The organism is Embleya sp. NPDC020630, from assembly GCF_044334985.1.
Taxonomy (GTDB): domain Bacteria; phylum Actinomycetota; class Actinomycetes; order Streptomycetales; family Streptomycetaceae; genus Embleya.
On the sequence record NZ_JBIRUB010000005.1, the window covers coordinates 431,574 to 457,266 of the forward strand.

General features: G+C 71.6%; 23 protein-coding genes. 9 read left to right on the forward strand and 14 right to left on the reverse strand.

Annotated elements, in window-relative coordinates; all coding sequences use genetic code 11:
- Window positions 1–24 precede the first annotated feature (24 nt).
- The gene (locus ACH4XV_RS20690; protein WP_395791763.1) at window positions 25–1,323 is read right to left on the reverse strand and encodes a cobalamin biosynthesis protein CobG; all 1,299 of its coding nucleotides are present in this window, start codon (window positions 1,321–1,323) and stop codon (window positions 25–27) included.
- Between the two features lie 101 nt (window positions 1,324–1,424).
- Between ACH4XV_RS20690 and ACH4XV_RS20695 the strand changes: the two genes are divergently transcribed.
- Complete coding sequence (locus ACH4XV_RS20695; RefSeq protein ID WP_395791765.1) at window positions 1,425–1,889, forward strand: Fur family transcriptional regulator; 465 nt, start codon at window positions 1,425–1,427, stop codon at window positions 1,887–1,889.
- Window positions 1,890–1,988: 99 nt separating this feature from the next.
- On the opposite strand, the gene ACH4XV_RS20700 is transcribed toward ACH4XV_RS20695, so the two are convergent.
- Window positions 1,989–2,717, reverse strand: a complete 729-nt coding sequence (locus ACH4XV_RS20700) for a polysaccharide deacetylase family protein (RefSeq protein WP_395791767.1) — start codon at window positions 2,715–2,717, stop codon at window positions 1,989–1,991.
- Window positions 2,718–2,912: 195 nt separating this feature from the next.
- On the reverse strand, window positions 2,913–4,394 hold the full coding sequence (locus ACH4XV_RS20705) for an MFS transporter (protein ID WP_395791769.1): 1,482 nt from the start codon (window positions 4,392–4,394) through the stop codon (window positions 2,913–2,915).
- An 83-nt stretch (window positions 4,395–4,477) separates the two neighbouring features.
- Here ACH4XV_RS20705 and ACH4XV_RS20710 point away from each other — a divergent pair, with 83 nt between their 5' ends.
- Window positions 4,478–5,092: a TetR/AcrR family transcriptional regulator gene (locus ACH4XV_RS20710; protein ID WP_395791771.1), complete on the forward strand. Its 615-nt coding sequence runs from the start codon at window positions 4,478–4,480 to the stop codon at window positions 5,090–5,092.
- A gap of 68 nt (window positions 5,093–5,160) precedes the next feature.
- Here the strand turns inward: ACH4XV_RS20710 and ACH4XV_RS20715 are convergent, their stop codons facing one another.
- The 3 genes from ACH4XV_RS20715 to ACH4XV_RS20725 all read right to left on the reverse strand — a co-directional run bounded on the left by ACH4XV_RS20715 (window position 5,161) and on the right by ACH4XV_RS20725 (window position 7,799).
- Window positions 5,161–5,394: a hypothetical protein gene (locus tag ACH4XV_RS20715; RefSeq protein WP_380038116.1), complete on the reverse strand. Its 234-nt coding sequence runs from the start codon at window positions 5,392–5,394 to the stop codon at window positions 5,161–5,163.
- Window positions 5,395–5,642: 248 nt separating this feature from the next.
- Entirely contained in the window at window positions 5,643–6,794 is a 1,152-nt protein-coding gene (locus tag ACH4XV_RS20720; protein WP_395791773.1) for a cytochrome P450, read from the reverse strand.
- 135 nt (window positions 6,795–6,929) lie between these two features.
- Entirely contained in the window at window positions 6,930–7,799 is an 870-nt protein-coding gene (locus ACH4XV_RS20725; protein WP_395791774.1) for an alpha/beta fold hydrolase, read from the reverse strand.
- 248 nt (window positions 7,800–8,047) lie between these two features.
- On the opposite strand from ACH4XV_RS20725, the gene ACH4XV_RS20730 reads away from it, so the two are divergent.
- The 6 genes from ACH4XV_RS20730 (at window position 8,048) to ACH4XV_RS20755 (ending at window position 13,478) form a co-directional block, all read left to right on the forward strand.
- On the forward strand, window positions 8,048–9,511 hold the full coding sequence (locus tag ACH4XV_RS20730; RefSeq protein WP_395791776.1) for a 2-hydroxymuconic semialdehyde dehydrogenase: 1,464 nt from the start codon (window positions 8,048–8,050) through the stop codon (window positions 9,509–9,511).
- A gap of 57 nt (window positions 9,512–9,568) precedes the next feature.
- Window positions 9,569–10,405, forward strand: coding sequence for a 2-keto-4-pentenoate hydratase (locus ACH4XV_RS20735; RefSeq protein ID WP_395791778.1), 837 nt, complete (start codon window positions 9,569–9,571; stop codon window positions 10,403–10,405).
- Window positions 10,402–11,187: a 2-keto-4-pentenoate hydratase gene (locus tag ACH4XV_RS20740; protein ID WP_395791780.1), complete on the forward strand. Its 786-nt coding sequence runs from the start codon at window positions 10,402–10,404 to the stop codon at window positions 11,185–11,187. The genes ACH4XV_RS20735 and ACH4XV_RS20740 overlap by 4 nt, the downstream gene beginning before the upstream one ends.
- Window positions 11,188–11,201: 14 nt before the next feature.
- Window positions 11,202–11,693, forward strand: a complete 492-nt coding sequence (locus tag ACH4XV_RS20745; RefSeq protein ID WP_395792014.1) for a RidA family protein — start codon at window positions 11,202–11,204, stop codon at window positions 11,691–11,693.
- Window positions 11,690–12,274, forward strand: a complete 585-nt coding sequence (locus ACH4XV_RS20750; protein ID WP_395791782.1) for a 3-hydroxyanthranilate 3,4-dioxygenase — start codon at window positions 11,690–11,692, stop codon at window positions 12,272–12,274. Before ACH4XV_RS20745 ends, ACH4XV_RS20750 begins: the two co-directional genes overlap by 4 nt.
- 73 nt (window positions 12,275–12,347) lie before the next feature.
- Window positions 12,348–13,478 carry an amidohydrolase family protein gene (locus ACH4XV_RS20755; protein ID WP_395791784.1) on the forward strand — a complete coding sequence of 377 codons (1,131 nt, stop codon included), beginning with the start codon at window positions 12,348–12,350 and terminating at the stop codon, window positions 13,476–13,478.
- On the opposite strand, the gene ACH4XV_RS20760 is transcribed toward ACH4XV_RS20755, so the two are convergent.
- Window positions 13,421–13,807, reverse strand: coding sequence for a DUF427 domain-containing protein (locus ACH4XV_RS20760; protein ID WP_395791786.1), 387 nt, complete (start codon window positions 13,805–13,807; stop codon window positions 13,421–13,423). The two genes, ACH4XV_RS20755 and ACH4XV_RS20760, sit on opposite strands and share 58 nt — an antisense overlap.
- Window positions 13,808–14,077: 270 nt before the next feature.
- On the opposite strand from ACH4XV_RS20760, the gene ACH4XV_RS20765 reads away from it, so the two are divergent.
- The gene (locus tag ACH4XV_RS20765; RefSeq protein ID WP_143657836.1) at window positions 14,078–14,299 is read left to right on the forward strand and encodes a hypothetical protein; all 222 of its coding nucleotides are present in this window, start codon (window positions 14,078–14,080) and stop codon (window positions 14,297–14,299) included.
- A gap of 85 nt (window positions 14,300–14,384) precedes the next feature.
- Here the strand turns inward: ACH4XV_RS20765 and ACH4XV_RS20770 are convergent, their stop codons facing one another.
- The 7 genes from ACH4XV_RS20770 to ACH4XV_RS20800 form a co-directional block, all read right to left on the reverse strand.
- Entirely contained in the window at window positions 14,385–17,261 is a 2,877-nt protein-coding gene (locus ACH4XV_RS20770; protein ID WP_395792016.1) for a Z1 domain-containing protein, read from the reverse strand.
- 50 nt (window positions 17,262–17,311) lie between these two features.
- A complete protein-coding gene (locus ACH4XV_RS20775; protein WP_395791788.1) occupies window positions 17,312–18,361 on the reverse strand; it encodes a PD-(D/E)XK motif protein in 1,050 nt (349 codons plus the stop codon).
- The gene (locus ACH4XV_RS20780; RefSeq protein ID WP_395791790.1) at window positions 18,358–19,887 is read right to left on the reverse strand and encodes an ATP-binding protein; all 1,530 of its coding nucleotides are present in this window, start codon (window positions 19,885–19,887) and stop codon (window positions 18,358–18,360) included. Before ACH4XV_RS20780 ends, ACH4XV_RS20775 begins: the two co-directional genes overlap by 4 nt.
- Window positions 19,888–20,097: 210 nt before the next feature.
- Window positions 20,098–21,615 carry a CHAD domain-containing protein gene (locus tag ACH4XV_RS20785; protein WP_395791792.1) on the reverse strand — a complete coding sequence of 506 codons (1,518 nt, stop codon included), beginning with the start codon at window positions 21,613–21,615 and terminating at the stop codon, window positions 20,098–20,100.
- A gap of 167 nt (window positions 21,616–21,782) precedes the next feature.
- Window positions 21,783–22,211 carry a GNAT family N-acetyltransferase gene (locus tag ACH4XV_RS20790; RefSeq protein ID WP_395791794.1) on the reverse strand — a complete coding sequence of 143 codons (429 nt, stop codon included), beginning with the start codon at window positions 22,209–22,211 and terminating at the stop codon, window positions 21,783–21,785.
- 109 nt (window positions 22,212–22,320) lie between these two features.
- Window positions 22,321–23,841 (reverse strand): hypothetical protein, encoded by a 1,521-nt coding sequence (locus ACH4XV_RS20795; protein ID WP_395791796.1) that lies wholly within the window; start codon window positions 23,839–23,841, stop codon window positions 22,321–22,323.
- Window positions 23,842–24,198: 357 nt separating this feature from the next.
- On the reverse strand, window positions 24,199–25,686 hold the full coding sequence (locus ACH4XV_RS20800; RefSeq protein ID WP_395791798.1) for a DHA2 family efflux MFS transporter permease subunit: 1,488 nt from the start codon (window positions 25,684–25,686) through the stop codon (window positions 24,199–24,201).
- Between the last annotated feature and the right edge of the window lie 7 nt (window positions 25,687–25,693).

The window sequence follows — 25,693 nt, forward strand, 5'->3', positions numbered from 1 at the left end:
GGGTCGGGGCATGGGCGTGGGCGCTCATGTCCGGCTCGGCGGCCCGGTCGGCGCGGTGGCCCCCTCGGCCCCCGGCGGCCCGGCGGCATCCGGCCGGAGGGCCAGGTAGCCACCGTCCTCCCGGGCCACCAGCACGGTCGCCCCGGCGGGTGTGCCACAGGCGCGGGCACAACCGACCCAGTGTGTGGCGACACGGGTGGGCGATGCCGGACCGGCGTCGCCGGAGAGGTCTTCGTCCAGGTCGCCGTCGAGGACGAGCGCGGCGGCCCGGGAGTGGCCCAGTGCGTGGCGGGTCGCCTCCGCGCGGACGTCGGCCAGGGCTCGGCGGCACGCCCCCAGGCCGCTGCACGCGCTCACCCCGCGCCACGGCGACGCGGGGTCGGCGGACAGGCCGGCCGCCGCCAACCCGGCCGACACGCCCGCCGGGTCGACCAGGTCCCGGACGACCAGGCCCCGGGAGCCGGTGATCCGTACCTCGGCCCCCGTCGCGACCAGCGCGCGCAACTGTTCCGACGTCAACCGCCCGAGCGGCGCCGAGACCCCGACGGCGTACCGGCCGTCGCTTTGCCGCAGCACCCCGATCGGCGGCCCCGCGTCGCGCCGCCGCGTATCCGGGTGCGTCGCCGCGCCGTCCGCGACCGGTCCGGGACGCCCCGGGTCGCCGCCCAGTTCGGCGGCGAACGCCACTGCGCCATAAGGGAGTTCGCGGACGTGCCAGGCGCCGCTGTCGGCACGGGCGGTCAGGAACGCGCGTGCCGCGCGCACGATCGCGGTCGCCGCGTCGGCCGGGGCGAAGCGCCATCCCGTGTCGTGGCCGGCGGCGTACAGCGCGACGGTGTCCGCCGACCGGGCCACCAGGTCCAGGTCGTGGCGGGCGGAGGCGATCGGGAGGCCGCCGTCGTCGATGCCGATCAGGAAGCGGCCGGACAGCGCGGTCAGGTCCGGCGCCGCGCACACGGCCTCGTCCACGGCGGTCAGGATCGGGTCGGCGTCGAGCAGGGCCCGTGGATCGCGACCCGCCAGGGGGCTCGCCAGGATGTTGCGCACCCGGTCGTGGCTGCGCGAGGGCATCAGGCCGGCCGCCTCGACGGCGTCGGCGAAGCCGGGCAGGTCGGCCTCGGCCAGACCGCGCAGCTGGATGTTGGCGCGGGCCGTCAGATCCACCGAACCGGTGCCGAACCGCCTGGCCAGGGCGGTGAGTTCGCGTATTTGGCGGGGTCCGAGCCGGCCGCCCGGCAGGCGTACGCGCGCGATCAGTCCGTCGTCGGCGGGGGAGGTGTCCACGACCCCGGGGCAGGCGTCGTCACGGTCTCGGATCGGCACCGCTCCCACCCCCTTCGTGCCGCCTCGCCGGCCTGCGTCGGGGTTTCCGGTCGGTCGCCCCGGGCCGGATCGTGCACCGGCCAGATGCGACACTGTTGCATATGGACGACGGTGTACAGCACCCCACCCCCGACCCCGTGGCCGAGGCGGTGCGGCAGATCCGCGCGCACGGCGAGCGGGTCACGGTGGCGCGTACGGCGGTGTTGCGGGTCCTCGCCGACGCCGACGAACACCTGAGCGCCGACGCGATCTTCGCCGCCGTCTCCCGCGCCGCGCCGGGGGTACACCGGACCACCATCTACCGGGCGCTCGACGCCCTCGAACGCCTCGACCTGGTCGCCTTCACCCGGCTCCGGCACGACGCGGCCACCTACCACTTGGCGGGCCATCTCGTCGGCGGCGCGCGGGTGTACGTACGCTGCCGGGTCTGCGGCACGGTCGGCCACGCCCCGGGCGACCTGCTGGACGACGTGGCGTTCCGGCTGGCCGCGGAACAGGGCTTCGCCCTCGACCCGACCGCCGTGGCCCTGACCGGCCGCTGCGAACGTTGTGCCAAGCCGACCTGACCCGCCGGCCCCTCCGGCCAGGCCTGGTCCGGGCCCAGGTCGCGTACGGAAGTCGACGTGGGCCCGGCGGCGGTGGCGGCGGCCCGCATCGGGTGCGGGTCAGGCCGGGTGCACGAAGCGGTACCCGTCGGACAGCGCCTCGGGCAGCCATACCTCCAGCGCGGCGATCGTCTGGTCGCGGTCCCCGCCGCCGTCGTGGTTGAGCACGATCGAGCCGGTCGTGAGCGCGCTCCGTACCCGCTCGGCGATCACGTCCGCACCCGGGCGCGACCAGTCCAGCGGATCGACCGACCAGCCCAGCGGACGCAGCCCGCGAGCGCTCAGCGCGCCCATCACCTCCGGCGACCAGCCGCCGTACGGCGCGCGGAACCACTGGACCCGATACCGGGGCAACGCCCGCGCGATCGCGGCGAGGTTGCGGTCGACCTCCTCGGCCACCTCGTCCGGGTTCAGCCGCCGAAGGTCCGGGTGCGACCACGAGTGGCCGGCGATCATGTGTCCGGCGTCGTGGATCGCGCGCACCAGTTGGGGATGCTTCTCGACCTCGCTGCCCACGACGCAGAACGTCGCGCGCACCCGATGGCGACGCAGCACCCGGAGTACCCCGGGGGTGTAGTCGGGATGCGGTCCGTCGTCGAAGGTGACCGCGACGCGTTGGGGGCCGGCGTCGACCGTGCGTACCGGTTCCGGGACGAAGGCGGGACGGGGGGTGGGGTGCTTGTCCGTGGCGGAGGCGGACGGAGCGGCGGCGAAGAGACCGAGAGTGGTGGTTGCGGCGGCGCCCATCAGCAACGTGCGACGCGACGACGTGACGGAAGTGGTGTCCATGTCGTGTGTCTGGCACACGTTTGTGATCACTTCGGTGCGGACACGCACGAGTCGGGCGGAGTTCACCGGTTCGGAGCACATGATCACACCGGCGCGGATCGCCCCGTCGAGGCCGGCCCGTCGCCCCCGACGCCGGCCCACCACCCCCCGACGCCGGCCCGGCTGATCCACCCGAACCGGCGTCACACGCGCGGCCTACTTTTGCGCGGTCCGGTGTCGCTCGGCGGCCAGTCCGACCACGACGCCCATCACCGCCGCAGCGGCCATCAGGCCCGCCTGGATCTCGAATGCCCGGGCGAATCCGTCGATCGCCGCCCGGCCCCGTTCCACGCCCGACTCGACCTGGTTCCTCGTGTGATCGGTGGCGACCGTGACGAGTACCGCGATGCCGATCGCCGCGCCGATCTGCTGGCACGTCGTCACCATCGCCGACGCGACCCCGCCCTCACCCTCGCCCGCGCCGCCGGTCGCGGTATTGATGATCGCGACGAACGCCACCCCCAGACCCAGCCCGGTGATCACCAGCGCGGGCAACAGGTGCGCGGCGAACGAGCTGTGCGCGTCCAGTCGGCTGAGCGACCACATGCCGCCCGCCGCCACCGCCGGACCCACGCTGACCGGCAGCAGCGGTCCCCGCTGCGCGAGCAGCTTGGTGGACACCGCCGCGCCGGCGCCCATGCCGACGCTGAACGGCAGGAACGACAGGCCGGTGCGCATCGGCGACCAGCCCTGGATGCGCTGCATGTACAGGGTCAGGAAGAAGAACATCGCGAACAGCCCGCCGGCCGCGACCAGGACCATGACGTCCGCGAGCACCACGTGCCGCATCCGCAACAGGGCCCGGGGCAACAGCGGTTCGGCCGCCGCGCGTTGGCGCACGGTGAAGCCGAGGGCGAGGATGACGGCCACGCCCAGGCCGACCAGGGTCCGGGTCGAACCCCACGGGTGCTTGTCGGTCTCGACCACCGTGTACACCAGGGTCAGCACGGCGGCGGTGCCGAGCGCCGCACCCGCGAAGTCCGGTACCCGGCGCGGCGCGTCGCGGTCGTCCGGGCCGATCGTGCGGGGCAGCGCGAACAGCGCGAGCGCGCCGATCGGCAGGTTGATCAGGAAGATCCAGCGCCAATGGGTCCATTCGACGAGCGCGCCGCCCAGGAGCAGCCCGGTGGCCGCGCCGAGTCCGGTGAGCGCGGCCCACGTGCCGAGTGCGCGGGCCCGCTCGGCGGGGTCGCGGAAGGTGGCCAGCAGGATCGACAGCGCGGCGGGGGAGAGCATCGCGCCGGCGATGCCCTGCGCCGCACGGGCGCCGATCAGCACCCCGGCGTTCGGGGCCAGTCCGCACACCGCCGAGGCCAGGACGAACACCGCCAGGCTGATCCCGAACAGCCGGCGCCGGCCGAGCAGGTCGGCCAGCCCGCCGCCGATCAGCAGGAAGCCGCCGAAGGTGAGGAAGTAGGCGTTGGTGACCCAGGAGAGCGAGCTCTCGCCGAACTCGAGGTCGTCGCCGATGGTCGGCAGGGCGACGTTGACGATCGTGTCGTCGACGAGCAGGACGAACTGGGCGACGCACACCAGCAGCAGCACCAGCCTGGGGTTCGTCGGGCGGCCGGATCGCTTGGGCGCGGACGTGTCGATCCCCCGTGGCGCGGCGGTGACGGGTATCCCTGAGGCAGCCATCGGCCATTCCTACGTTCGTAGAAGTAGTTTCTATAGTTGTAGAGAAAATCTCTACAAGCGTCAAGCTCGGGGATAATGGACCCATGCCGCACGACAACGAACCCGCCACGTCGTCCCCGCCCCCCGCACGGGCCGACCGCCGCACGCTGATGCTCGACGCGTCGATCCGGGTGCTTGCCTCACAGGGGTTGCGCGGTCTGACCCATCGCGCGGTGCAGGAGGAGGCGGGACTGCCCAACGGCTCGGTGACGTACTACTTCAAGACGCGCGATCAGCTGATCCTGGCGGTGATCGACCGCATGGCCACCCTCGACAAGATGTACGCCGGCGAGATCACCCACGAGCTGATGCGGATGACGGCGGTGCGCCCGATCGCCATCGACTACCCGCGGATCGCCCGGTCCCTGCGCGAGTGGTGGAACGACGGCCGGGATGTGCAGTTGGCCCGGCTGGAGCTGGAACTCGCGGGCGCGCGCGAGCCGTTGATCCGCGAGGAGATGATCCGCTGTCAGGCCGAGTTCCGCGGCTTCGCCGAACTGGTCGCGCTGGCGCTGGGATCGACGAACGCGCGCCTGGACGGGCACGTCCTGCTCGCCCTGCTCCAGGGGCTGCTGTTCGACCACGTCACCCGCGACTGGGAGGACCCGGAGATCCTGGAGGTCGGTCTGCGCCGGGCGATCGAGTCGGTGCGGTACTGAGGCCCCGGGGGCGCGTCGGGACCCGCGACGGACCGGCCCCGGGTGCCGGCGCCGAAGCCGTCCGACGGTCAGTGCCGGTGGTGGCCGTGCGAGTCCGAGTCGTGCACCACGTCGGTGATCCGGCTGACCCCGTTCACCCGCTCGGACAACGACGGCAGCACGCCGAGCGACGGCCCGACCGCCAGTGCCACCACCATCAGCACGAGCATCGCGGCGGCCTGCGTGGTCCGCCTGGTCCACCAGCGCACGCCCGCCGCCCGGCCGGGTGCCCGCTCGTTGTCGTTGCGCGTTCGTGTTGCCATCGCTCGACGAACAGCCATCTCTCCGACTCCCCATCCATCGCACGCCACCCTTCGACGGTTGTGGCCTCGCGCCGTCGATCCCCTGCCGTGCTGCCTCCACTCTCGTCCTTTTCCGCCCGGACGTCACGGGGCGTGAACCACTTCGCACAGGGTTCTCACAGACTTGTGACAGTCCATTGGTCCCGGCAACACCGACCATGGGGATTCCCGCCACGGAACGGCACGCGTCGGGCGGCGGATCGGGCGGGTCAGCCGCCGAGTTCGACCGGCAGGCTGCTCAGTCCGCGCACCCGGATCGAGGGCTGCCAGGAGATCGGCGCGTGCCGCCGGACCTTCGGGAAGCGGGTCAGCACGGTACGGACCGCGATCTCGCCCTCCAGGCGGGCCAGCGGCGCGCCGATGCAGTAGTGGATGCCCTGGCCGAAGCTCAGGTGGCGGGCCGGGTCGGGCCGATCGAGCCGGATGCGGTCCGCGTGCGGGTAGCGGCGCGGATCGCGGTTGGCCGCCGCGATGGACAGGAAGACCGTGTCGCCCGCCGGGATGGTCACTCCGCCCAACTCCAGATCCTCCAGCGGGAATCTCCGGATCGCGAGCAGCGCCGGGGACATGTGCCGGGCCACCTCCTCGACCAGGGTCGGCACCGCCTCCGGGTCGGCCCGCAACGCGTCGCGCAACACCTCGTCGTCCACCATCGCGTACAGCGCGCCGGCCATCAGATTGGCCGAGTTCTCGTAGCCGGCGAACAGCAGCAGGAAGGCCAGTGAGGTGAGTTCGTCCTCACTGAGCCGATCGTCGGCGTCCCGCGCGGCGATCAGCGCGGACAGCAGGTCGGAGCCGGGATTCGCCCGTTTGGCCGCGAGCAGCGCGACGAAGAAGGCGTACATCTCGCGCACGGTCGCTCGGATGCCCTCGCGCGTGGCGTCGGCGCCGAGCACCGCGTTGGTCCAGGTGCGGAAGTCGGTTCGGGACTCGGCCGGTACGCCGAGCAGTTCGGAGATCGCGCCGACCGCGAATGGGGTGGCGAAGTCCCGGACCAGATCCGCCCGTTCGCGGCCGGCGAGGTCGTCGGCCAACGCCTGGGCCGCACGCTCCAGTTCCGGGCGCAGGCTCGCGGTGTGCCGCGCGGTGAACGCCTGGCCGGCGAGTCGACGCAGCCGGGTGTGGTCGGGCGGGTCCATGTTCAGCAGGTTGGCGTCCAGGGCGGGCGGAAGTTCGAACCCCTTGTAACCACCGGGCCTGGCATGGGACTTGTCCAGCGAGAACCGGGGATCGCCGAGCGCCGCCTGTACGTCGGCGTGCCGGGTGACCAGCCACGCCGGGCTGCCGTCGGGCGCGACGATCGTGTGTACGGGACCGGCCTCGCGCATGCGGGCGAAGACACCGTGCGGATCGTGGGCCATGGCGCGGGCGACATCCACCGGGAACCGCTTTCGATCGGCGACAACACGTTTTGCCAACCTATCGACGCCACCGGGCGAAGCCAAACCGCCCGGCCCGGGGCCGCTCCGCCCGGGTCCGCCCTGCCCGCGCCCGGCTCAGCGCGGGAGTCGGCTCAGGAAGTCGGCGATCAGTGGGGCCACCTCCGCGAGCTTGTCCTCCAGCGCGAAGTGGCCGGTGTCCAGCACGTGCACCTCGGCGTCCGGCAGGTCGGCCAGGTAGGCGTGCGCGCCGGCCTCGGGGAAGAACATGTCGTTGCGGCCCCACACGATCAGCGTCGGCGGGCGGTGCTCGGCCAGCCACGCCTGCCAGCTCGGGTACAGCGCGACGTTGGCGTGGTAGTTCAGGGCCAGGTCGACCTGGGCGTCCTTGCGCCCCGGCAGGTCCAGGAAGTGCTGGTCCAGCGTCCAGCCGTCGGGGGCCACCAGCGTCGGGTCGGCCGTACCGCCCTCGTATTGGCCGCGCGTGACCGGCAGGACCAGCAACTCGGCCGCCCGATCCCGCGCACCGGCGACCTCGGGGGTGAGCGCGACGAAGTCGCGGGCCACTTCCGACAGGCCCTCGGTGTACATGTTCGCGTTCTGCACGATCAGCCCGGCGACCGCCGCAGGTCGCCGCTCGGCCAGCCGCATGCCCACCGGCCCGCCGAAGTCGAAGGTGTAGAGCACGTAGCGGGTCAGGCCGAGCGCGTCCACGAACCCCTCGACCACGTCGGCCAGCCGGTCGAACGAGTAGGTGAACCCGTCCGGCACCTCGGTGTGCCCGAAGCCGGGGTAGTCCGGCGCGACCAGGTGGAAGTCGTTGCCGAGCACGTCGATCAGCCGGCGGAACTGATGCGAGGCCGACGGGAATCCGTGCAGCAGGAGCAGTGTGGGCGCGTCGGCGGGTCCGGCCTCGCGGTAGAAGACCCGAACCCCGTCGACCTCCACGAACCGGTGCGCCACCTGCGGCACCACGGCGATGTTCATGATCTTCTGCCTTCGTCGTCGGGCTGGTGGGTCAGTTCTATCGATCTTTGATCTAATGAGTCAAGGAGAAAATGTGCATTAGCAATATTGGTATATCCGAAACGATATGCGTGAGCCTCCAACAGGTATTGGACGGGCATGCCGTGGCGCGGGAGGCTCGGGGTGGGAAAGCCCGAGGTGACAAACCCGGGGGCGGATGATCGACAACGATGGCGACGGCGATCGTCACCGCGGCGAAGGGATCGGCGATGGCACGATCGGTGGTCGGGAGGGCGGTCCGGCCCGCGCACTACGTGGCGGGGGAGTTCCGGCCCGCGGGCGCCGCGCGGTTCCCGCTGGTGGACCCGGTGAACGGGACGGTGGTGGGCGAGGTGCCCGAAGCCGACCGGGAGACGGTGGACGCGGCCGTGGCGGCGGCCCGGGCGGCGCTGGCCATGTGGGGCACTTCCTCGGTCGAGGCGCGGGCCGCGGCGCTGCGGCGGATCGCGGACGGCGTCGAGGCCCGTTTCGACGAGTTCGTCGACGCCGAGGCCGCGGACACCGGCAAGCCGCGCGACCTGGCCGCGAGCGTGGACATCCCGCGTGCGATCGGCAACTTCCGGGCCTACGCCGACCTGCTGTACGGCCGGCCCGAGCGGGCCCACTCGACCGCCGTGCCGGGATGGAGCGGCGGCACCGGGCAGGCGCTCAACTACACCGTGCGCCGGCCGCTCGGCGTGGTCGCGATCGTCTCGCCGTGGAACCTCCCGCTGCTGCTGCTCACCTGGAAGGTGGCGCCCGCGCTCGCGGCCGGCAACACCGTGGTGGCCAAGCCGTCGGAGGAGACGCCGTCCACCGCGACGCTGCTCGCCGAGGTGATCCACGAGGTCGGCCTGCCGGTCGGCACGTTCAACCTGATCCACGGTCACGGCGCGGGCGCCGCCGGGGAGTTCCTGACCGCGCACCCGGACGTCGACGCGATCGCATTCACGGGCGAGTCGGCCACCGGCACCGCGATCATGCGCGTGGCCGCCGAACACATCACCCCGGTCTCCTTCGAACTCGGCGGGAAGAACCCGGCGATCGTGTTCGCCGACGCCGACTTCGAGCAGGCCGTGGCGGGCACCCTGCGCTCCGCCTTCACCCACTCCGGGCAGATCTGTCTGTGCACCGAGCGGGTCTACGTCGAGCGCTCGATCCACGCCGATTTCGTCGCCGAACTGGGCCGCAGAGCCGCAGCGTTGACCGACTACGGGCCGATGATCTCGGCCGCGCACCGGGACAAGGTGCTGTCCTACTACCGGCTCGCGGTCGAGGAGGGCGCGACGGTCGTCGCCGGCGGCGGGGTACCGAGCTTCGGCGACGAGCGCGATCGGGGCTTCCACGTCGAGCCGACCGTGCTGACCGGCCTGCCGCAGAGCGCGCGCACCGTGCGGGAGGAGGTCTTCGGGCCGATCTGCCACGTGGCGCCGTTCGACACCGAGGACGAGGCGGTCGCGCTGGCCAACGACAGCCCGTACGGCCTCGCGGCGACGGTCTGGACCCGCGACCTGTCCCGCGCGCATCGGGTGGCTCCGCGCGTCGCGGCCGGGATCGTCTGGGTCAACTGCTGGAACCTGCGCGACCTGCGCACCCCGTTCGGCGGGATCAAGGCATCGGGCATCGGCAGAGAGGGCGGCGAATACTCGCTGGACTTCTTCTCCGAGCCGGTCAACATCTGCATCGCCGTCTGAAAGCGTCGAAACGTCGAAGGCATTGAAGACATCGAAGGCTCTGGAGGGTCCGGAACAGTGACGAATGCCAGCGGGACGGCCGGCGAGGCGGCCGACGGGGGAGCCGTCGAGGCGGCCGCCGCACGACTGCTCGACGCGGAGCGAACGGGCGTGCCATGCGCACCGGTTCGCGACCTGATCCACGGCGTCGAGCAGGCGTACGCGGTCCAGGAACGACTCACCCTGGCCCGGCTCGCCGAAGGCCGCCGGCTCGTCGGTCGCAAGATCGGCCTGACCTCCGCCGCCGTGCAGGGCCAACTCCGGGTGCACGAGCCGGACTTCGGCATGCTGTACGCCGACATGGCGGTGCCCGACGGGGCGGAGATCCCGGTCGGCGCGGTGCTGCAGGCGCGTGCCGAGGCGGAGGTGGCCCTCGTCCTGGCCGCCGACCTCACGCACGAGCGGCACACCGTCGCCGACCTGATCCGGGCCACCGCGTTCGTGCTGCCCGCGATCGAGGTGTGCGGCAGCCGGGTGCGCGACTGGGACATCTCCATCGCGGACACGATCGCGGACAACGCCTCGTCCGGGATGTACGTGCTGGGCAATCGCCCGGTGGCGCTCGCCGACGTCGACCTGCGGCTCGCCGGCATGGTCCTGGAGCGGCGCGGCGAACCGGTCTCCACCGGCGTCGGCGCGGCCTGCCTGGGCCATCCGCTGCACGCGGCCCTGTGGCTCGCCGACCGCCTGGTCCGCCTCGGCCGCCCGTTGCGTGCCGGGGACACCGTGCTCACCGGCGCGCTCGGCCCGATGGTGCCGGTCGTCCCGGGGGATGTGCTGGAGGCCCGGATCGACGGACTGGGCGACGTCCGGGTCGCGTTCGCCGCGAACGACACCAAGGAGAACGACCGATGAGCGGTTCGCACGACGCAGACCTCGTCGCGGCGCTCGCCGCCCGGCTGGACGAGGCCGCGCTCGCCGGGCGGACCGCCCGGCGCCCCACCGACACCGCCGACCTCGATCCGGCGACCGCCTACCTGGTCCAACGCGCCGTGATCGAGCGGCGGATCGCCCGGGGCGAGGCGCCGCTCGGCGTCAAGATGGGCTTCACCAGCCGCGCCAAGATGATCCAGATGGGCGTCGACGACGTGATCTGGGGCCTGCTCACCGATGCGATGCTGATCGAGGAGGGCGGGGTCCTGGACACCGCCGGCCTGATCCAGCCGCGGATCGAGCCGGAGATCGCGTTCCTGATCGGCCGCCCGCTCGCCGGCGCGGTCACCCCCGCCGAGGCGGTGCGCGCGATCGCCGGCGTCGCGGTCGCCTACGAGGTATTGGACTCGCGCTACGCCGACTTCGCCTTCACCCTGCCCGACGTGATCGCGGACAACGCGTCGGCGGCCGGCTTCGGCGTGGGCCCGTGGCGGGACCCCGGCGCGGTCGATCCGGCCAACCTGGGCCTGCTCGTCGAGATCGACGGCCGGCCCGTGGCGACCGGGTCGTCGGCGGCCATCCTGGGCAACCCGCTGCGCTCGCTGATCGCCGCCGCCCGGCTCGCCGCCGGGGCCCGCCTGGAACTGCGGCCCGGGTGGATCGTGCTGGCCGGCGCCGCCACCGCCGCGCTGCCGCTGCCGAGGGGCGTCCATGTACGGGTGTCCGCGGCGGGGCTTGGCCGGGCCGAGGTGAGCACCCGATGAGTGCCGACGACGCGATGGTGGTCGCGGGCAAGGCCGCCCCGCGCGGCCGGTTCCCGCACGTGCGCCGGGCCGGCGACTTCGTCTACGTGTCGGGGACCAGCTCGCGGCGCCCCGACGGCAGCTTCGTCGGTGCCCGGGTGGATTCGGCCGGCACCACCGACCTCGACATCCGCGCGCAGACCCGGGCCGTGATCGAGAACATCGCCGACCTGCTCGCCGCCGCCGGGGGCGGGCTCGCCGACGCGGTCTCGGTGACCACGTACCTCGTGAGCATGAACGACTTCGGCGGCTACAACGAGGTCTACGCCGAGTACTTCGACGAGACCGGCCCCACCCGCACCACCGTCGCCGTGCACCAACTCCCGCATCCGCACCTGCTGATCGAGATCTCCTGCGTCGCCCACATACCGCGGCCCGTCCCGTCCGGGGAACGTCCGGGGACGCCGCCACGATCCGAACCGTCTCCTCCGCTGCCTCCGTCGTCGAGTCCTGAGAGGGCGAGATGAATCTGCCGAAGCCGAGCAACGGCCTGCCGTTCAACTTCACGGCCTGGATCGACGAGCACCGGGACCTGCTCCGGCCGCCGGTCGGCAACGTCCAGATCTGGACCGGGACCGACCTCGTGGTCACCGTGGTCGGCGGCCCCAACCAGCGCACCGACTTCCACGACGACCCGCTGGAGGAGTTCTTCTACCAGCTCCGGGGGTCCATGGTGTTGCGGGTGATGGAGGAGGAGGGCCGGCCGCCGGTCGACATCCCGATCCACGAGGGCGACGTCTTCCTGCTGCCGCCGCACGTCCGCCACTCCCCGCAACGCCCGGAACCCGGCAGCGTCGGACTGGTGATCGAGTCCAGTCGGGCCGAGGGCGAGGTCGACGCGTTCGAGTGGTACTGCGTCGAGTGCCACCACCTGGTGCACCGCTCGCCGGTACAGGTGCGCTCGATCGTGGACGACCTGCCGCCGCTGTTCGAGGCGTTCTACGCTGGCGACCGCGCCTGCCCGCGGTGCGGCGCGATCCACCCGGGCCGGGTCTGGCCCGAGGCGATGCGGCCGAGGATCCTGCCCCGGCCCGGGGCGGCCGAATGAGCCCCGATCGCGCCGCCCGCTTTCCCCACGCCCCGACCGTCGGCCGAGTCCGGCGGTGGACCACGGAGGTTCCGTGACTGTCATCGACGTCCACGCGCACGTCTTCCCCAGGATCTCGCGCGCCGAGAGCCGCGTGCTGGCCGGCGCGGGCGAGCCGTGGTTGCGGGTGCGCGGGGACGGCACCGGGATGATGATGAGCGGCCCGGCCGAGTACCGCCCGGTGCGCGCGCCGCTGTGGGACGCCGAGAGCCGGTTGGTCGAGATGGACACGCTCGGCGTGGACGTCCAGGCGATCTCCTCCACCCCGCTGATGTTCGGCTACGCGGCTGAGACGGCGCGCGCGGTCGAGTGGTGCGACCTGGTCAACGACCGCATCCTCGACTACTGCTCGGCCGACCCGGGGCGGCTGCTGCCGCTGTGCCAGGTGCCGTTGCAGGACCTCGGCGCCGCCCGGGAGACGGTGTCGCGGGCGGTCGCGGCCGGGCATCGCGGCGTACACATCGGCAATCACGTCGGCGAGCGCTACCTCGGCGACGACGGCATCGTCGAGTTCCTGGCGCACTGCGGGGACGAGGGCATCCCGGTCCTGGTGCACCCGTGGGACATGCTCGGCGGCGACCGGATGCGCGACCACATGCTGCCGTGGCTGGTCGGGATGCCCGCGGAGACCCAGCTGAGCATCCTGGGGATGATCCTGCGGGGCGCGTTCGAACGGCTGCCCGCGTCGTTGAAGTTGTGCTTTTGCCACGGCGGCGGCAGCTTCGCGTTCCTGCTCGGGCGGGCCGACAACGCGTGGCACAACCGGGATCTGGTGCGGGCCGATTCGCCCAGGCCGCCGTCGGAGTACGTGCGCAGGTTCTACGTCGACTCGGCCGTGTTCGACCCGCGCGCGTTGCGATTGCTGGTCGAGGTGATGGGCGCGGACCGGGTGATGCTCGGCACCGATTTCCCGTTCCCGCTGGGCGAGTCGGACCCCGGCGGGGTGGTTCGGGGCTGCCCGGAGCTGAGCCCCGACGAGCGGGCGCTGATCCTCGGCGGCAACGCGGCGCGCTTCTTCGGCCTCGCCGACCCGGCCGCGGATCGCGCCGTCGGCCGGGCGTCGGCGGAACTCGGGCCGGGCCGGTGGGTCGGTGCCGGCCGACGCGATCAGGCCGGCTGGGCCGGGGGTTCGCCCTCGATCGTGACGCGCGCGACCGAGTCGTAGAAGCACAGGTGACCGGCGATGTCGGGCACCGACTCGATCGGCTTCGGGTATTCCCATGCCACGTCCGGGCGCGGGGCGGAGTCGGCGCCGCCCAGGTAGCTCCAGTAGGACGCCTCGCCCTTGAACGGACACGTGGTGTGCGTGTCGGTGGGCTCGAAGCGGGTCAGGTCGACGTCCTCCGGCGGCAGGTAGTAGCGGATGGGCAGACCCGTCTCGTAGAGCACGACGGGGCGGGTGGACCGGGCCACCACCTCGCCGTCGATCTCGACGGTCACGGTCTGGGTGCTGTGCACGGTGGTCACGACATGGCCGGGTGTGGACGTCGGCATCGGCTCTCCTCCGGCGGGCAGTGGTGGTGGTCCTTCGTTGGTACAACCGACCGGACCCGGGGAGCATTCCGGCCGGGCACGGGCCGAACGTGTGAGCAACGTGTGGATCGATGCATGGATCGATTCAATTGGTATAGACCTATTGCTCGGGTCGAGGGCACCGGCTAGCGTTTTCCGCGTGCGCGCCGGCACCACATGTTCCACATGTACAGCCCGAACGACCTTTCCAACGCCCCGAGTCGCCCTCGGGACGAGAACGGAGTCGAGCACATGCGCAAGGCTATGGCGGGTATCGCGTTGGCCGCGGCAATGTTGGGTGTGGGGGTTGCCGCGCAACCCGCGATGGCGGATCCGAGCGGCTTCTACCTCTGGGGTTACTACCCGAGCGCCGAGTCGTGCGACGCGGCGGGCAAGGCCACGGTCCCGGCGCACGGACCGGTGTACCTGTGTCTGAACAACGGCGGCACCGTCTACGCCCTTTGGGTGCACTGACGGATCGGTAGCCAGGGACGGCTACCCACCGGCTCGTCGGGCGGGGCGACGTCATCGCGGGATGACGCCGCCCCGCCCCACGGCGTCACACCACCGCCGGCGCCGCCACGATCGCGGCCGCGCCCCGGGAGGAGTCCTTGGCCCGAAAGGCCACGAGGCGCCGGTCGCGCCCGACCGCGGTGACCGGGGGGACGAGCGCGAACGCCATCACGAGGTCGTTGCTCTCGTCCGTCATCGTCGGGTACAGGACCAGGCAGCCACGCCGCGGTGCGGCCAGACCGTCGGCGACCGGGTCGCCGATGGAGGGCGATGCGCCGGCGATGCGGTGAGCGGCAAAACGATGCCGGGGTGCGGTGACGCTGGAAAAGAAGCCGGGTCGACGTCGACGTCGGATGACCACGTCGAGCGGACCGAAACCGTACAACTCGATCGGTTCCAACTCGGCGTCGTTCAGCTGCGGCACCAGCACGATCCAGTCGTCGATGCCTGCGACCACCTCGGGGTTGCCGAGGTAGGCGAGGTCCGGCGCGAAGCGCTCCGGGTCGTACCAGCGCAAACCTTGGAGGATCGGCAGCAGTCGGTCGTGTGTGACGCGCCCCTGGTAGGCCGGGAAGGTCAGGAGCCCGGGCAGGTTTGCCCGCGGGAAACTGAGATCGATTCGCTCCGGCTGCAACGCGGCGATCACCGGGGCGAAGAGTTCGGCGTTGTGCCGGAGGTCTGCCGACTTGGTCGGGTAGGCCATGGGTTCCACGATCCGCCCGGGCGATCGTGTCTCCACGAGTTCCGCGTTGAACATCTTGTTGCGCGACGTGGGCTTGAGCCAAGGCAGCCGTTGGGTCACCAGTGGAGGAATCCGAGCCGGGGTTACCTGCGGTACACCGTCCACCAACTCGGCATAGAGCCGGAGCTGTTCTCGGAATTCGTCCTCATCCCGACATACGGCCTCGAAGGCCTCGTACAGGTCGCCGTTGCGACCGCCCTCTTCGCGTCCGATGTACAACCTGACCAGGTCCCGGTAGTTCGGCCGGAAACCGAACCATCGACCCATTTGCATCAGGGTGTCGGCAGCCAGGGTCTTGCGCCGGTAGTACGAAACGGTCAAGCCTTCGATGGTGAAGCCGCGGGAGAGTTTTGCTCCGCCGACGAGGATCCGCCAGACATCCTCCCGGTCGAAGTCGGCAGTGCGCTCCTCGATTTCCTTGTCGCCGTTGATCACGATAACGGGACTGCCGTTGGCATTCTGGATCTTCATGGCGGCCGGGCCGATATACGGCGCGACCTCCGCGAACGAGCGCGGAATGGCTGCGCCTGCGGCATGGGCCTCGCTCACCGGCCGGAGATCCTGCTCGTAGAGTCGGTGCAGGCGTTCGTACGCCCCCGCCCCCAGGTAGGCAGCACGCGTCCAGATTTCGTTGATCCGCTGGGCCTGACCCCGATGGACATCGGTCTTGACCGATTCGTGTACGAGCATCGTGTGGTGGCGGAAGGGCGTCTCGCCTTTGATCGATTCGGCTCGGAACAACTTGACGGCTCCGGTGAGCACGAACATGTCGATGGCTGTGCACAGGTCGCCGTCGTCGTCATCGTGACGCAACTGCACCGGTCGCACATGGGCGAGTTCGGCCGAGGTGGCCACCGTGCGCTCTGCCGAGGGGACCGTGGAGTCGATGTCGTGGAAGTCGGCGACGCCCATGTAACCGTCCGGGCGGTCGAGCGAGATGACGAAGTCCTTGGGGAAGATGTCCTCGGCGTCGGCCGGATCGATGAACACGTTTGCGAACGGGGTCGCGGTGTATCCGACGTACTGAGCACGCGGCAGCATGCGGAGCAGTTCCGAGATGATCCCGTTGATCGCCGTGCGCTGGACCTGATCCTGGGCCCACTTCTTCGGGTCGGAGGTGTTGACCGAAGCCTGATCGGATTCATCGTCGATGATCAGCGCGGGAATCTCGCTGCGCTCGGTTTTGATCCGGGCCAGGTCCTTGACGAGCTTCTTCAGCACCGACGCGTTCTTCTTGACCACCATCAGCCGGGCCGAACTGCGATGCAGGTTCTCGGGCGCGTAGAGCGGTGTGAACCGGTCCGCCTTCTCGAACTCCAGCGCACTGAGCCCCTGGCGCAGCGCCTGGTAGTCGTCCTGATGCCGGGTCAGCCGAACGATGTCGAACCCGCCCAGTCGGGACGGCAACGCGCCGTGTCGGAGGAACTTTCCACCGAGCCGGTCCCGGTCATCGAGGTAGTCGTAGTCCCGGAACGGGAGCGTGCCGGAGTCCGGATCCTGGCCGTAGTAGATGTTCTCGACACCGACGAGTTCCATGTCCAGGCGGCGCTGGGTCTGGGCGCGCAGGGTTTCGATGGTGCCGGTGAGCACGATGACCAGGCGGTAGCCCGCGTCTATTGCCTTGGCGGCTACCCCGGTGAAATTTGCGGTCTTGCCGCTCTGGACATAGCCGACCACCAAGCCCTTCGACTGGTAGGGCTGTTCGGAGGCGGGATCGGCCAGACGTTCGACAACCTTGGTGGTGTTGCGGTCGAGGGCCGAAATGGCATCGGGCTGCCACTGCTTGCGCACGAGACAGCTGCGGTATCCGTCCCAGTAGTGACTACGGAGCCGGGCAACCGTCGGGGTGTACCACGGCTGCCAGTCTTCGTCCGTGATCACCACCGCTCCGGTACTGGGCGCAAACGGCGAACGCCGATCGAGGAGTTCGCGGGTGGTCGATTCGAGGCCGAGCGCATCGTACGTGGCGTTGCGACGCTTGGCGGTGTTGGGCGGCGTGTCGCCGTCCGCGAAATCCCAGCGGCTCAATCGATCGCGCCACAGGAAGAGCAACGGGTCGTCGGGGTGGGCGTGGTGCAGGCGTCGGCGCAGTGCCGATTCGTCCAGGGCGGGCAGCGGCCCGGCATGCTCTCCCGCCTGGAAGGCGAGTGCCTTGGCAAAGTTCCTGGGCGGGCCGGACATGCCACCGAATGCGGCTCGGTGCAGGTCCAGCAGTACGAGGTCGTCGTCGTTCACCGAGAGTCGTCCTTCGGGTCGTGCAAGTCTGACGCGACATCGGGAGGCAGCACCCGCAACAGGTCGACCACCACGCCGATTCCGTCCGGTGCAGCCATGGCCGGAGAGCCCGCGTCGGCGACATCGATGCGGTAGTCCACATCGAGGATACGCGCGGCCGTGGCCGGTGGGAGAGTCGCGAGGATACCGCCGGTCAACCGCGGAAAGTGCTCGTCGACCGGCATCGCCAATGGGGCTTCGTGAGGTGACCAACGGTGCTCGCGGGGGACTTCGTACTCGGACCCAAGCCACGACTGGAGCCGCGTGTCGAAGCCGTCCAGCGCCGAGGGAGCCGCGATCCGGACCGACGATCGGATCCCCTCCACAAGTCCGAGCACGGAGCGCCCCGAATCGCTTGCGTCGAGCACATGCGAGACGAACCACAGTGGCCGATTCCGATGTGGGGTGAGCTGGCCCAGGCCATGGATCGTGTGCACCCGGGCGCCGCCCGCGACCGTCTTGACCTCCAGGTCGTAGAGATCGACGGTGAAGTCGTGGTCCGCGCACTCGGGGTGTTGCCAGGCGTCCACCGCAGCATGCCAGCCGCGGGCTGCGGCCAGCCCGATCAGTGTCAGCAACTCCCCGAACAGGCCGACCTCGGCCTCCAACGGCATACGGCGTCTGCGCGCCAGGAGTTTGCGCCAAGCCATCACTGTGGTGTGGACGGCAACGACCGGCGCGGTCCCCTCCAGTTGCACCCGATCCGCGATCTCGCAGCACACGATGTGGAACTCGCGCAGCAGGTCCATCTGTTCGGTGTACACGTGCAGGAACTGCTCGCCGCCGTCCAGGACGCACACCGCACGCACGCCCTGCATGCCGAGCCGGGGTGCCTTCGTGCCTGCCGGGACCGGGATGCGCAGTGCGGGTCGCCGCCCGCCCGCCTCCAGGTGCCAGTACAGCGGCGGGTCGCCCTCGACCGGGATCAACATCGGTGCCCCGTTGTCGAGATGGTCGCGCAGCGCCTCGCAGCCCAGGTGTCGGCTCCGCCCGTCCGCGCCGCTCACGCGCCGCCCTCCGAGCCGTACTTCGCCGTCTCGCTCTTGACCGCTGTGAGCAGCAACGACTGCCACAGGTCGAGGTTGTCCTTGACCCGGGGGCCGATGCGCTCGCCGGTGAACGCCTCGTTCATCAGCAGGTACAGCAGCGTCTTGAGCACCGGCACGTCGTTGAGCCCGCCACGCCGGCCGCCGAGCAGCGCGGCGCGGAACTGCTTGTTCAGCAGCAGTCGGCGCTCGTCCCGGTCGATCGAGAAGAACACGTCCCCGCCGAGCGGCACCCAGCGCACCTCGATCGGCTCCTCGCCCGGAACGAACGGCAGTTCCTCCTCGATCGCCGTGCGCAGCTCCGGCGCGAAGCCCTTCCCGGGCGGCAGTACCGCCTTGCGCTCGCGCGTGGTGGTCCGGGCCTGCCGATAGGCGCCCTCGGCGTCCTTGAGGTAGTCGAGGAAGGTGTGCCCGTCGGCGTCCACGGCCCGCTCGACCGCGTCCACGAAGCCCGGTACGGGCTGGAGTTCGGCCTTCTTCACGGTCAGCCCGAACGCATGCTCGGAGTCGGCCGGCAGGTCGAACGCGACCCGGGCCAGCGACAGGTGCTGCTCGCTCTGGCGCAGGCCGTACCAGCCGCCGGCCTGGACGAGCCGGTCGTGGCGGTACGCGTACAGGCCCTGACGGGCCAGAATCCCGCCGGGCAGGCGGAATTGCTCGGCGTTCGAGCGCGGCGTCCAGACGTGCGCGGTCAGCGTCAGCGGGCCGACGCCCTCCAGTTCGGTGGTGAACACGCGCGGATAGCCCGGCAGTCCGGACACGGTGTAGCCGAACGGGTCCACGGCCTGGACCTGCCAGGTCATCGGCGGCACCTCGTCGTCGGTGCCGGAGACCGCGATGGTGATCCGGATCCGCCCGTCGGCGAGGAACCGGTGCAGGTGCAGGCCGAGGTGGTCGGCCAGCGAACGCATCGTCTTGGTCACGTAGATGTCGGTCTGCCCGGCGTCACCGCGCGCCGGGAAGTCGCGGACGCCGTCCCACCGCACCGCCGTGCCGTTCCACACCACGTACTCGTCGTATAGGTCGAGGAAACGTTTGGCGAACTCCAGCTCGACGATGTCGCACTGGAAGCTCTCCTGCGCCGACTCGGTCCGCCAGCGCCGCCCGACGGTACCGGCGCGCTTGGCCCGACTGATCACCGTGACGCTCTCGGCGTGGCCGAAGGACGCGGCCTTCAGGCCCATCCCGAACATGCCGAGCGACGTGTCGTCGTACGCCCGCCGCTTGCCGACGGTCATCGCGGTGTCCAACTCGGCCTCGGTCATGCCGCGTCCGTTGTCCACCACGACCAGCGAGGTCAACAGGTCGCCGGTGCGCCGGAAATGCACCACGACCTCGGACGCGCCGGCGTCGATCGAGTTGTCCACGAGGTCGGCCACCGCCTCCTCGAAGCGATAGCCCTGACTGGCGAGTCCCTTGATGTACCCGGGATCCGGAGGCAGGTGCTTGCTGCCGTTCGTAGGTACGTCGATACGCCAGTCGTCCATGCCCACCCCTGGATCCCCACACCTTCGGTGCGCGCTGTCACGCGCCCGCCCCCACTTGCGCCGGACCGACCGTAGCGGTTGGACCGACGCGCCGAAAGCGGAACCCCCGAGTCGTGACCGGGTGGTGCCCGAGCGCAGATGTGCCGGCCGCGATCATGGCCGGAAGACACGGCCGGAGCTCATGGCCGAAGGGCGTGCCCGGAAGCCGCGTCAGAGGTCGCGGCGCAGCCGGGAACGGGCGAAGTCCGCCCAGTGCGTGGGGAAGTCGGCCTCGACCCGCCGGGCGAGCGCGACCTCCTCGCCGTAGAGCAGGCCCCACGTGAAGGCGTTCTCGCCCGCGGCGTGCGCGGCGATCGCAAGCCGCCGCAGCGCCTTGCGCGTCTGCACGCTGTCCTGGTGCGTGCCGAGCAGGCCCTGCATCGCCTTGGCCCGCTTGGTGAGCCGCTTGGTCGGCTTGCCCAGGGCCGGGCCGGTGGCCTCGCCGGCGTAGCGGACCCGCTTGGCGGCCTTGCGCACCTCGTGCAGGGCGGTGTCCCGGGCCCGGCCGGCGGGGGTGCGCAGGGCGACGCGGGCGCGGCGAAAGGTGCGGCGGTCGGCCCGGCGCAGGGCCGCCGCGGCCGGCCGCCGGGCCGGTCGATTCGCCTTGACCGTGAACGGCGGACGCGCGACCAGGGCGTCCAGCGCGTCCAGCAGCGCGAAGTAGCGGGGGCCGTCGAGATCGGCCAGGATCCGGGCCCGCGCGTCGTTGCGCCGCCGTGCGTCCCAGGCGGTCAGGCGGGCCTCCACCGGCCCGAGCACCGCCTCGGTCGGCAGCGCGGCGACTCGCTCGCGCAGCCGCGCGGCCAATACCTCCTGGTCCCGGGCCCGACCCAACTCGGCCGCCAGCCACTTGAGTTCGGCGCCCAAAATCCCGGTCACCCGCTCGTCGAGCACCCGCGAGAACACCCGGAACGCGCTGCGCAGCCGCCGTGTGGCGACGCGCATCTTGTGCACCGAATCGGGCTCGTCGAGCCGGACCCGGGGGTCGTACGCGAACAGGGTGTCGACCTGCTCCCGGACGTAGTCCAGCGCCACCGCCCCGGCGCTGCCCGCCCGCGGTTTGGCGATCCGCCGCTTCGGCCGCGCTCCCGCCTCGGCCAGCGCGTGCCCGAGCTTGGACGCGGACTCGGAGCGCCGCCAGCCCTCCTTGATCAGCCGCCGCTCCAGCGCGTTCGCCAACGCCGCGTCGCCGTCCACCAGTTCGACTTCCAGCTCGGACCAGGAGGTGGTGGTCACCTTCGACCCGAGGAAGACGTCAGCGGTCACCGTGTCGTGCGCGATCTCGGCCAGCGCGGGTCCGTCCGCGCGAGCGATCCGCAGCTCGCGCACGGTCCGCAGGCGCACCACGGGCACCTGCTCCGCGCCGCGCGTGTACGCGCGGATCCGCACCGCGAGGTCGTCCGGCACCACTCGCTCGGACGCACCCAGCGGCGCCCGTACCTCGTCGCGCGCGTCCACCCCGGCGGGCAACTTCAGATGCCACCCGGCATCCCCGCCCCCGGTCCGCCGCCGCAGCGTGATGCCGCGCGCGGCCAGCGCCAGGCCGGGCGTGTCGAAGTACATCGCGTCCAACTCGACGGTGTCGCCGACCTCGACCCGCACCCCGTCCGCCACCCCGACGAAGTCCGGCACGCCCACCCCGTGCGGCGCGACATACTTCCGCTCGACCTCACGTACGACCTCTGCCATGGCACGCACCTGCTTCCTGGGGGCGGCACGAGGCGTTCGACCGGGTGGTCGAACGACCCTCGGGGGCGGATGGTCGGCACGTCCGGGACCGGAGCTCGCCGACCGGGCTCGCGGATACGTGTGCCCGAATCGGCCGGTCCGACACGGATCGCCCGGGCGGGGTGGGGTCAGGTGTCGAAGGTCCAGCCGAACATGGTGTGGTCGGATTCGGTGGCGGGGGCCGTGGAGCGGTAGGTGGCCATGGCGGCGACGTTGTCGCGTTCGGTGAGCACCCACATGCCGTAGCAGCCGCGTTTGCGGGCCAGTTCGGCCAGGGCTTCGGTGAGGGCACGGCCGATGCCGAGGCGCTGGTGGCTTTCGGCGACGGCCAGTTCGTACAGGAACATCTCGGTGCCCTTGTCGGGATGGGTCGTCTCGACGCCGGTGACCATCCCGACCGGGGTGGCGGCCACGTAGGCGAGCAGTATGTGATGGCCCGCCTCGCCGAGGAAGCGGGCCGCCCAGTCCGGGCGCACCGGTTCGTCGAACAGGTCCCCGGCCGCGAGCACATCGGCCACCGTCGTCACACGCCGAATCGACGCCACATTCGTATCCACGACGACATTCAACGAGATTTGGTCCCATTCCAGAAGCCGCTGTCGGCAATGGACACCCCATGATTGGGGGACCTCTCGGGATGGTACGGGGCGAAATGGCGGTATCGAGCTACCTGTCGTCGGAGGAGCCGCGGCCGCGGAAGCCGAACGCGCGGCGTACGTCGCGGCCGGCCAGGCGCGTCTGCTCCCAGACGGTGCGGAACACGGCCCGGACCGGGACGACGGTGTGCCCCCAGGCGCGCCGGGCCGCCCGACCGGCGGGCGCCACGATCGCCCGACCGACCCACGCCGAAGGCCGCACCACCGTCGCCCGCAGCCCACGACCGGCCATCCGGGCACCCGACCGGGCCCGCCGCCCACCCCACAGCGCGGGCCGCACGATCACGAACCGCAGCCCCCGGCCGAGGAACCGGACCACGAGCACGACCTTGCGGCCGGCCCACCGGGCGGGAAGCACCGTGAGGACGTACAGGCCCCGGCCGAGCAGGCGGACGAGAAGCACGACCTTGCGGCCGGCCCATCGCGCCGGCAGCACGGTCAGGACGTACAGCCCGCGCCCGGTCGCGCGGCCGAGGCGGATGCCCCGGCGCCAGACCCAGGCCGCCGGCCGCGCCACCAGCACGACGAACCCGACGCGGATTCCGCGCCCGGTCGCGCGCAGTCCGCGCAGGAAGCCGCGAGCGAGCCATCGAGCGGGGACGAACACGCCGTGGTACAGGCCCTGCCCGACGGCCCGGGTCACCACCACCGCGCCGCGCCACACCCACCGGGCGGGGATCAACACCAGCCACCGAAGCACGACGACGACACCGCGCCCCACCAGCGCCAGACCCCGAAGCAGGGCGCCCGCCCCGCGCAGCGCGACCCGACCGCAGGCGACGAGGCCACGCCACAGCGCCTTCGCCGGCACGACCAGGACGTAGTACAGCCACCGCCCGAATCCCCGCGCGAGCACCCGAGCCACGCGCCACGACCACCGCCCGGGCACCAGCACGAGGTAGTACAGCGTGCGCCCGAGCGCATGGGCGACCCACCGACCGGCCGTGACCAGCCCGGCGGCCAGGGGCCGCAACACCGCGTCCCGAAGCCACCGCAGCGGCAGCACGATCCCGTACCGCCCGAGCAGCCGCAGTCCCCGCCAGAGGCCCTTCCCGACCAGCCGCAGCCCGCGCCACAGCCCGATCAAGGCCCAGCGAAGCCCACGCCACACCACCCGGGCAACCGCCGCCGCCCCGCGCCACAGCCCCATCACGGCCCAGCGCAACCCGCGCCACACGACCCGGGCAACCGCCGTCAGCCCGCGCCACAGCACGTTCTCGACCAGTCGGCGCAGCCCCCGGCCGACAACCGCGAGCGCATACGCGATCGGTACCAAGAGCCGGTCCCACAACAACCATCGCAACCCGCGCCCGATCACCGCGACCAGCCGCCCCACCGGGACCAGCACCCAGTCCCGGACCGCGCGCCCGGCCACCTTCAGCAGTTCCCACGCCAGGCGGGCGGGCAACAGCACGATCAGCGCGACGATGCGGATCGGCCAGCGGATCAGGTGATAGAGCACCCCGGTCGGCTCCTCCGCCGATGCGGCGCTGCCGGGACGGTCGCCGGGCCCATCGCCGGATCGCTCCACCGGCCGATGGGCCGGCTCCGCGTCGATGCCCGTTCGAGCAGCGGTCGCCGCCCGGTGATCCTTGCCCAGATCGACCGGAACAACTGCTTCCGCTTGTCTGCCATCGCCCATCGTGTCCCCCGTGTGCACCGTCGCGCCGACCCCCGTCGGGTCACGTGCTCTTGGGACACGCCGAACGGCGCGTGTTCACGGTCGGTTCGCAAAGATTTTCGGCTCCGCGCGCGTGAACCGCGTCACTGCGGCCCCGCGTACCGCCGGAACGATGCCGAAGACGCGGCGGGGCCGAGTGGTCCCGCCGGATCCTGGGCCCGGTTCGCGTCGCCGAGTCGTGGTGACGCGAACCGGGCCCGGTGCCGATCAGGCTTCCTGGCGCGCGGGTTCGGGCCGGGCCGCGTCGCCTTCCTCCGCCGCTTCGGCAAGTGCCGGCTCGGGGGCGGCGCCGGCCGCGTCCGCCGCCGGACCGCGGCGCAGCACCAGCCCGACCGCGCCGACCACCAGGGCGATCGCGATCAGATAGCCGAACGTGCCCTGGAAGGCCGGGACGACCGTGTGCGCCTCGGAGCGGTTCTGCAGGACCAGCGCGGCGATCGCGATGCCGAGCGTGCCGCCGATCTGGTTGCTCAGGTACACCGCCGCCGTGGCACTGGGCACCGACTCGGGCGCTACCGAGCCGAACACCGACGACATCGCGGGCGCCCCGACGAAGCCGAGCCCCGCTCCCGTCACCACCGAATAGCCCACGAGCAGCCCAGTGTTGGTGCCGCCATCGGCCGTACTGAAGCCCAGGATGCCCAGCGCGGCCAACACCCCGCCGAACGGGATCAGCGCCCGGGCGCCGACCTTGTCGAACAGCTGCCCGGCGATCGGCATGCCGATCCACACCCCGACCCCCTGCGGCACCAGCAGCAGACCGGCCGCCATCACACCCCGGTCCCGGGCCAGTTGGTAGTAGAGCGGGATCAGGAACAGCAGCGAGAAGAGCAGGACGCCGGTCAGGAACACCGCGCCGATGCCGCCGGCGAAGCCGCGGATCCGGAACAGCCGTACGTCGATCAGCGGGTGCTCGGCGCGCAGCGCGTGCAGGACGTAGCCGGCGATCAGCGCTACGCCCGCGATCAGCGCCGCGAGCACGCGTGGTGCCCCGAAGCCGCTGTCGCCCGCGGCCTGGGAGAGGCCGTAGACGACCACCGCGAATCCCGGGCACAGCAGCGCGATGCCCCGGGCGTCCAGCGGCGGCGGGTCGCCCTCGCGCGGCGGGTCGGCGGGGATCTGCCGGTACGCCAGCGCCAGAGCGACCAGGCCGATCGGCAGGTTGATGATGAACATCCAGCGCCAGTCGACGTGTTCGAGCAGCACACCACCGAGCACCGGGCCCAGGATCGGACCGAGGGTGACCACCGCGCCGACGATGCCGATCATCTTTCCGGCCCGCTTGGGTCCGGCGGCGACGGCCAGCATGGTCAGCAGGGTCGGCTCCAGGGCGCCGACGCCGACACCCTGGATCACCCGGAAGGCGATCAGGCTGCCCGCGTTCCAGGCGAGGGCGGACAGCGCGGAGCCGGCGAGGAAGACGATCAGGCCGGTCAGCCAGACGGTCTTGCCGCCGAAGCGGCCCGCCGCCCAACCGGCCAGCGGCACGGTCGCGGCGAGGGCCAACAGGTAGCCGGTGGCCACCCATTCGATGGTTTCCAGCGGTGCGTCGAAGTGGGCGCCGAGGGTGTCGATGCCGACGTTGACGATCGTGGTGTCGAGGATGCCCATCACGCCGCCGAGCAGCATCACCAGCATCAGGCGCAGGAGTGGTCCATCGATCTTGGTCTCTGGATCGGGGGGTGCGGCGGGCATGTACGCC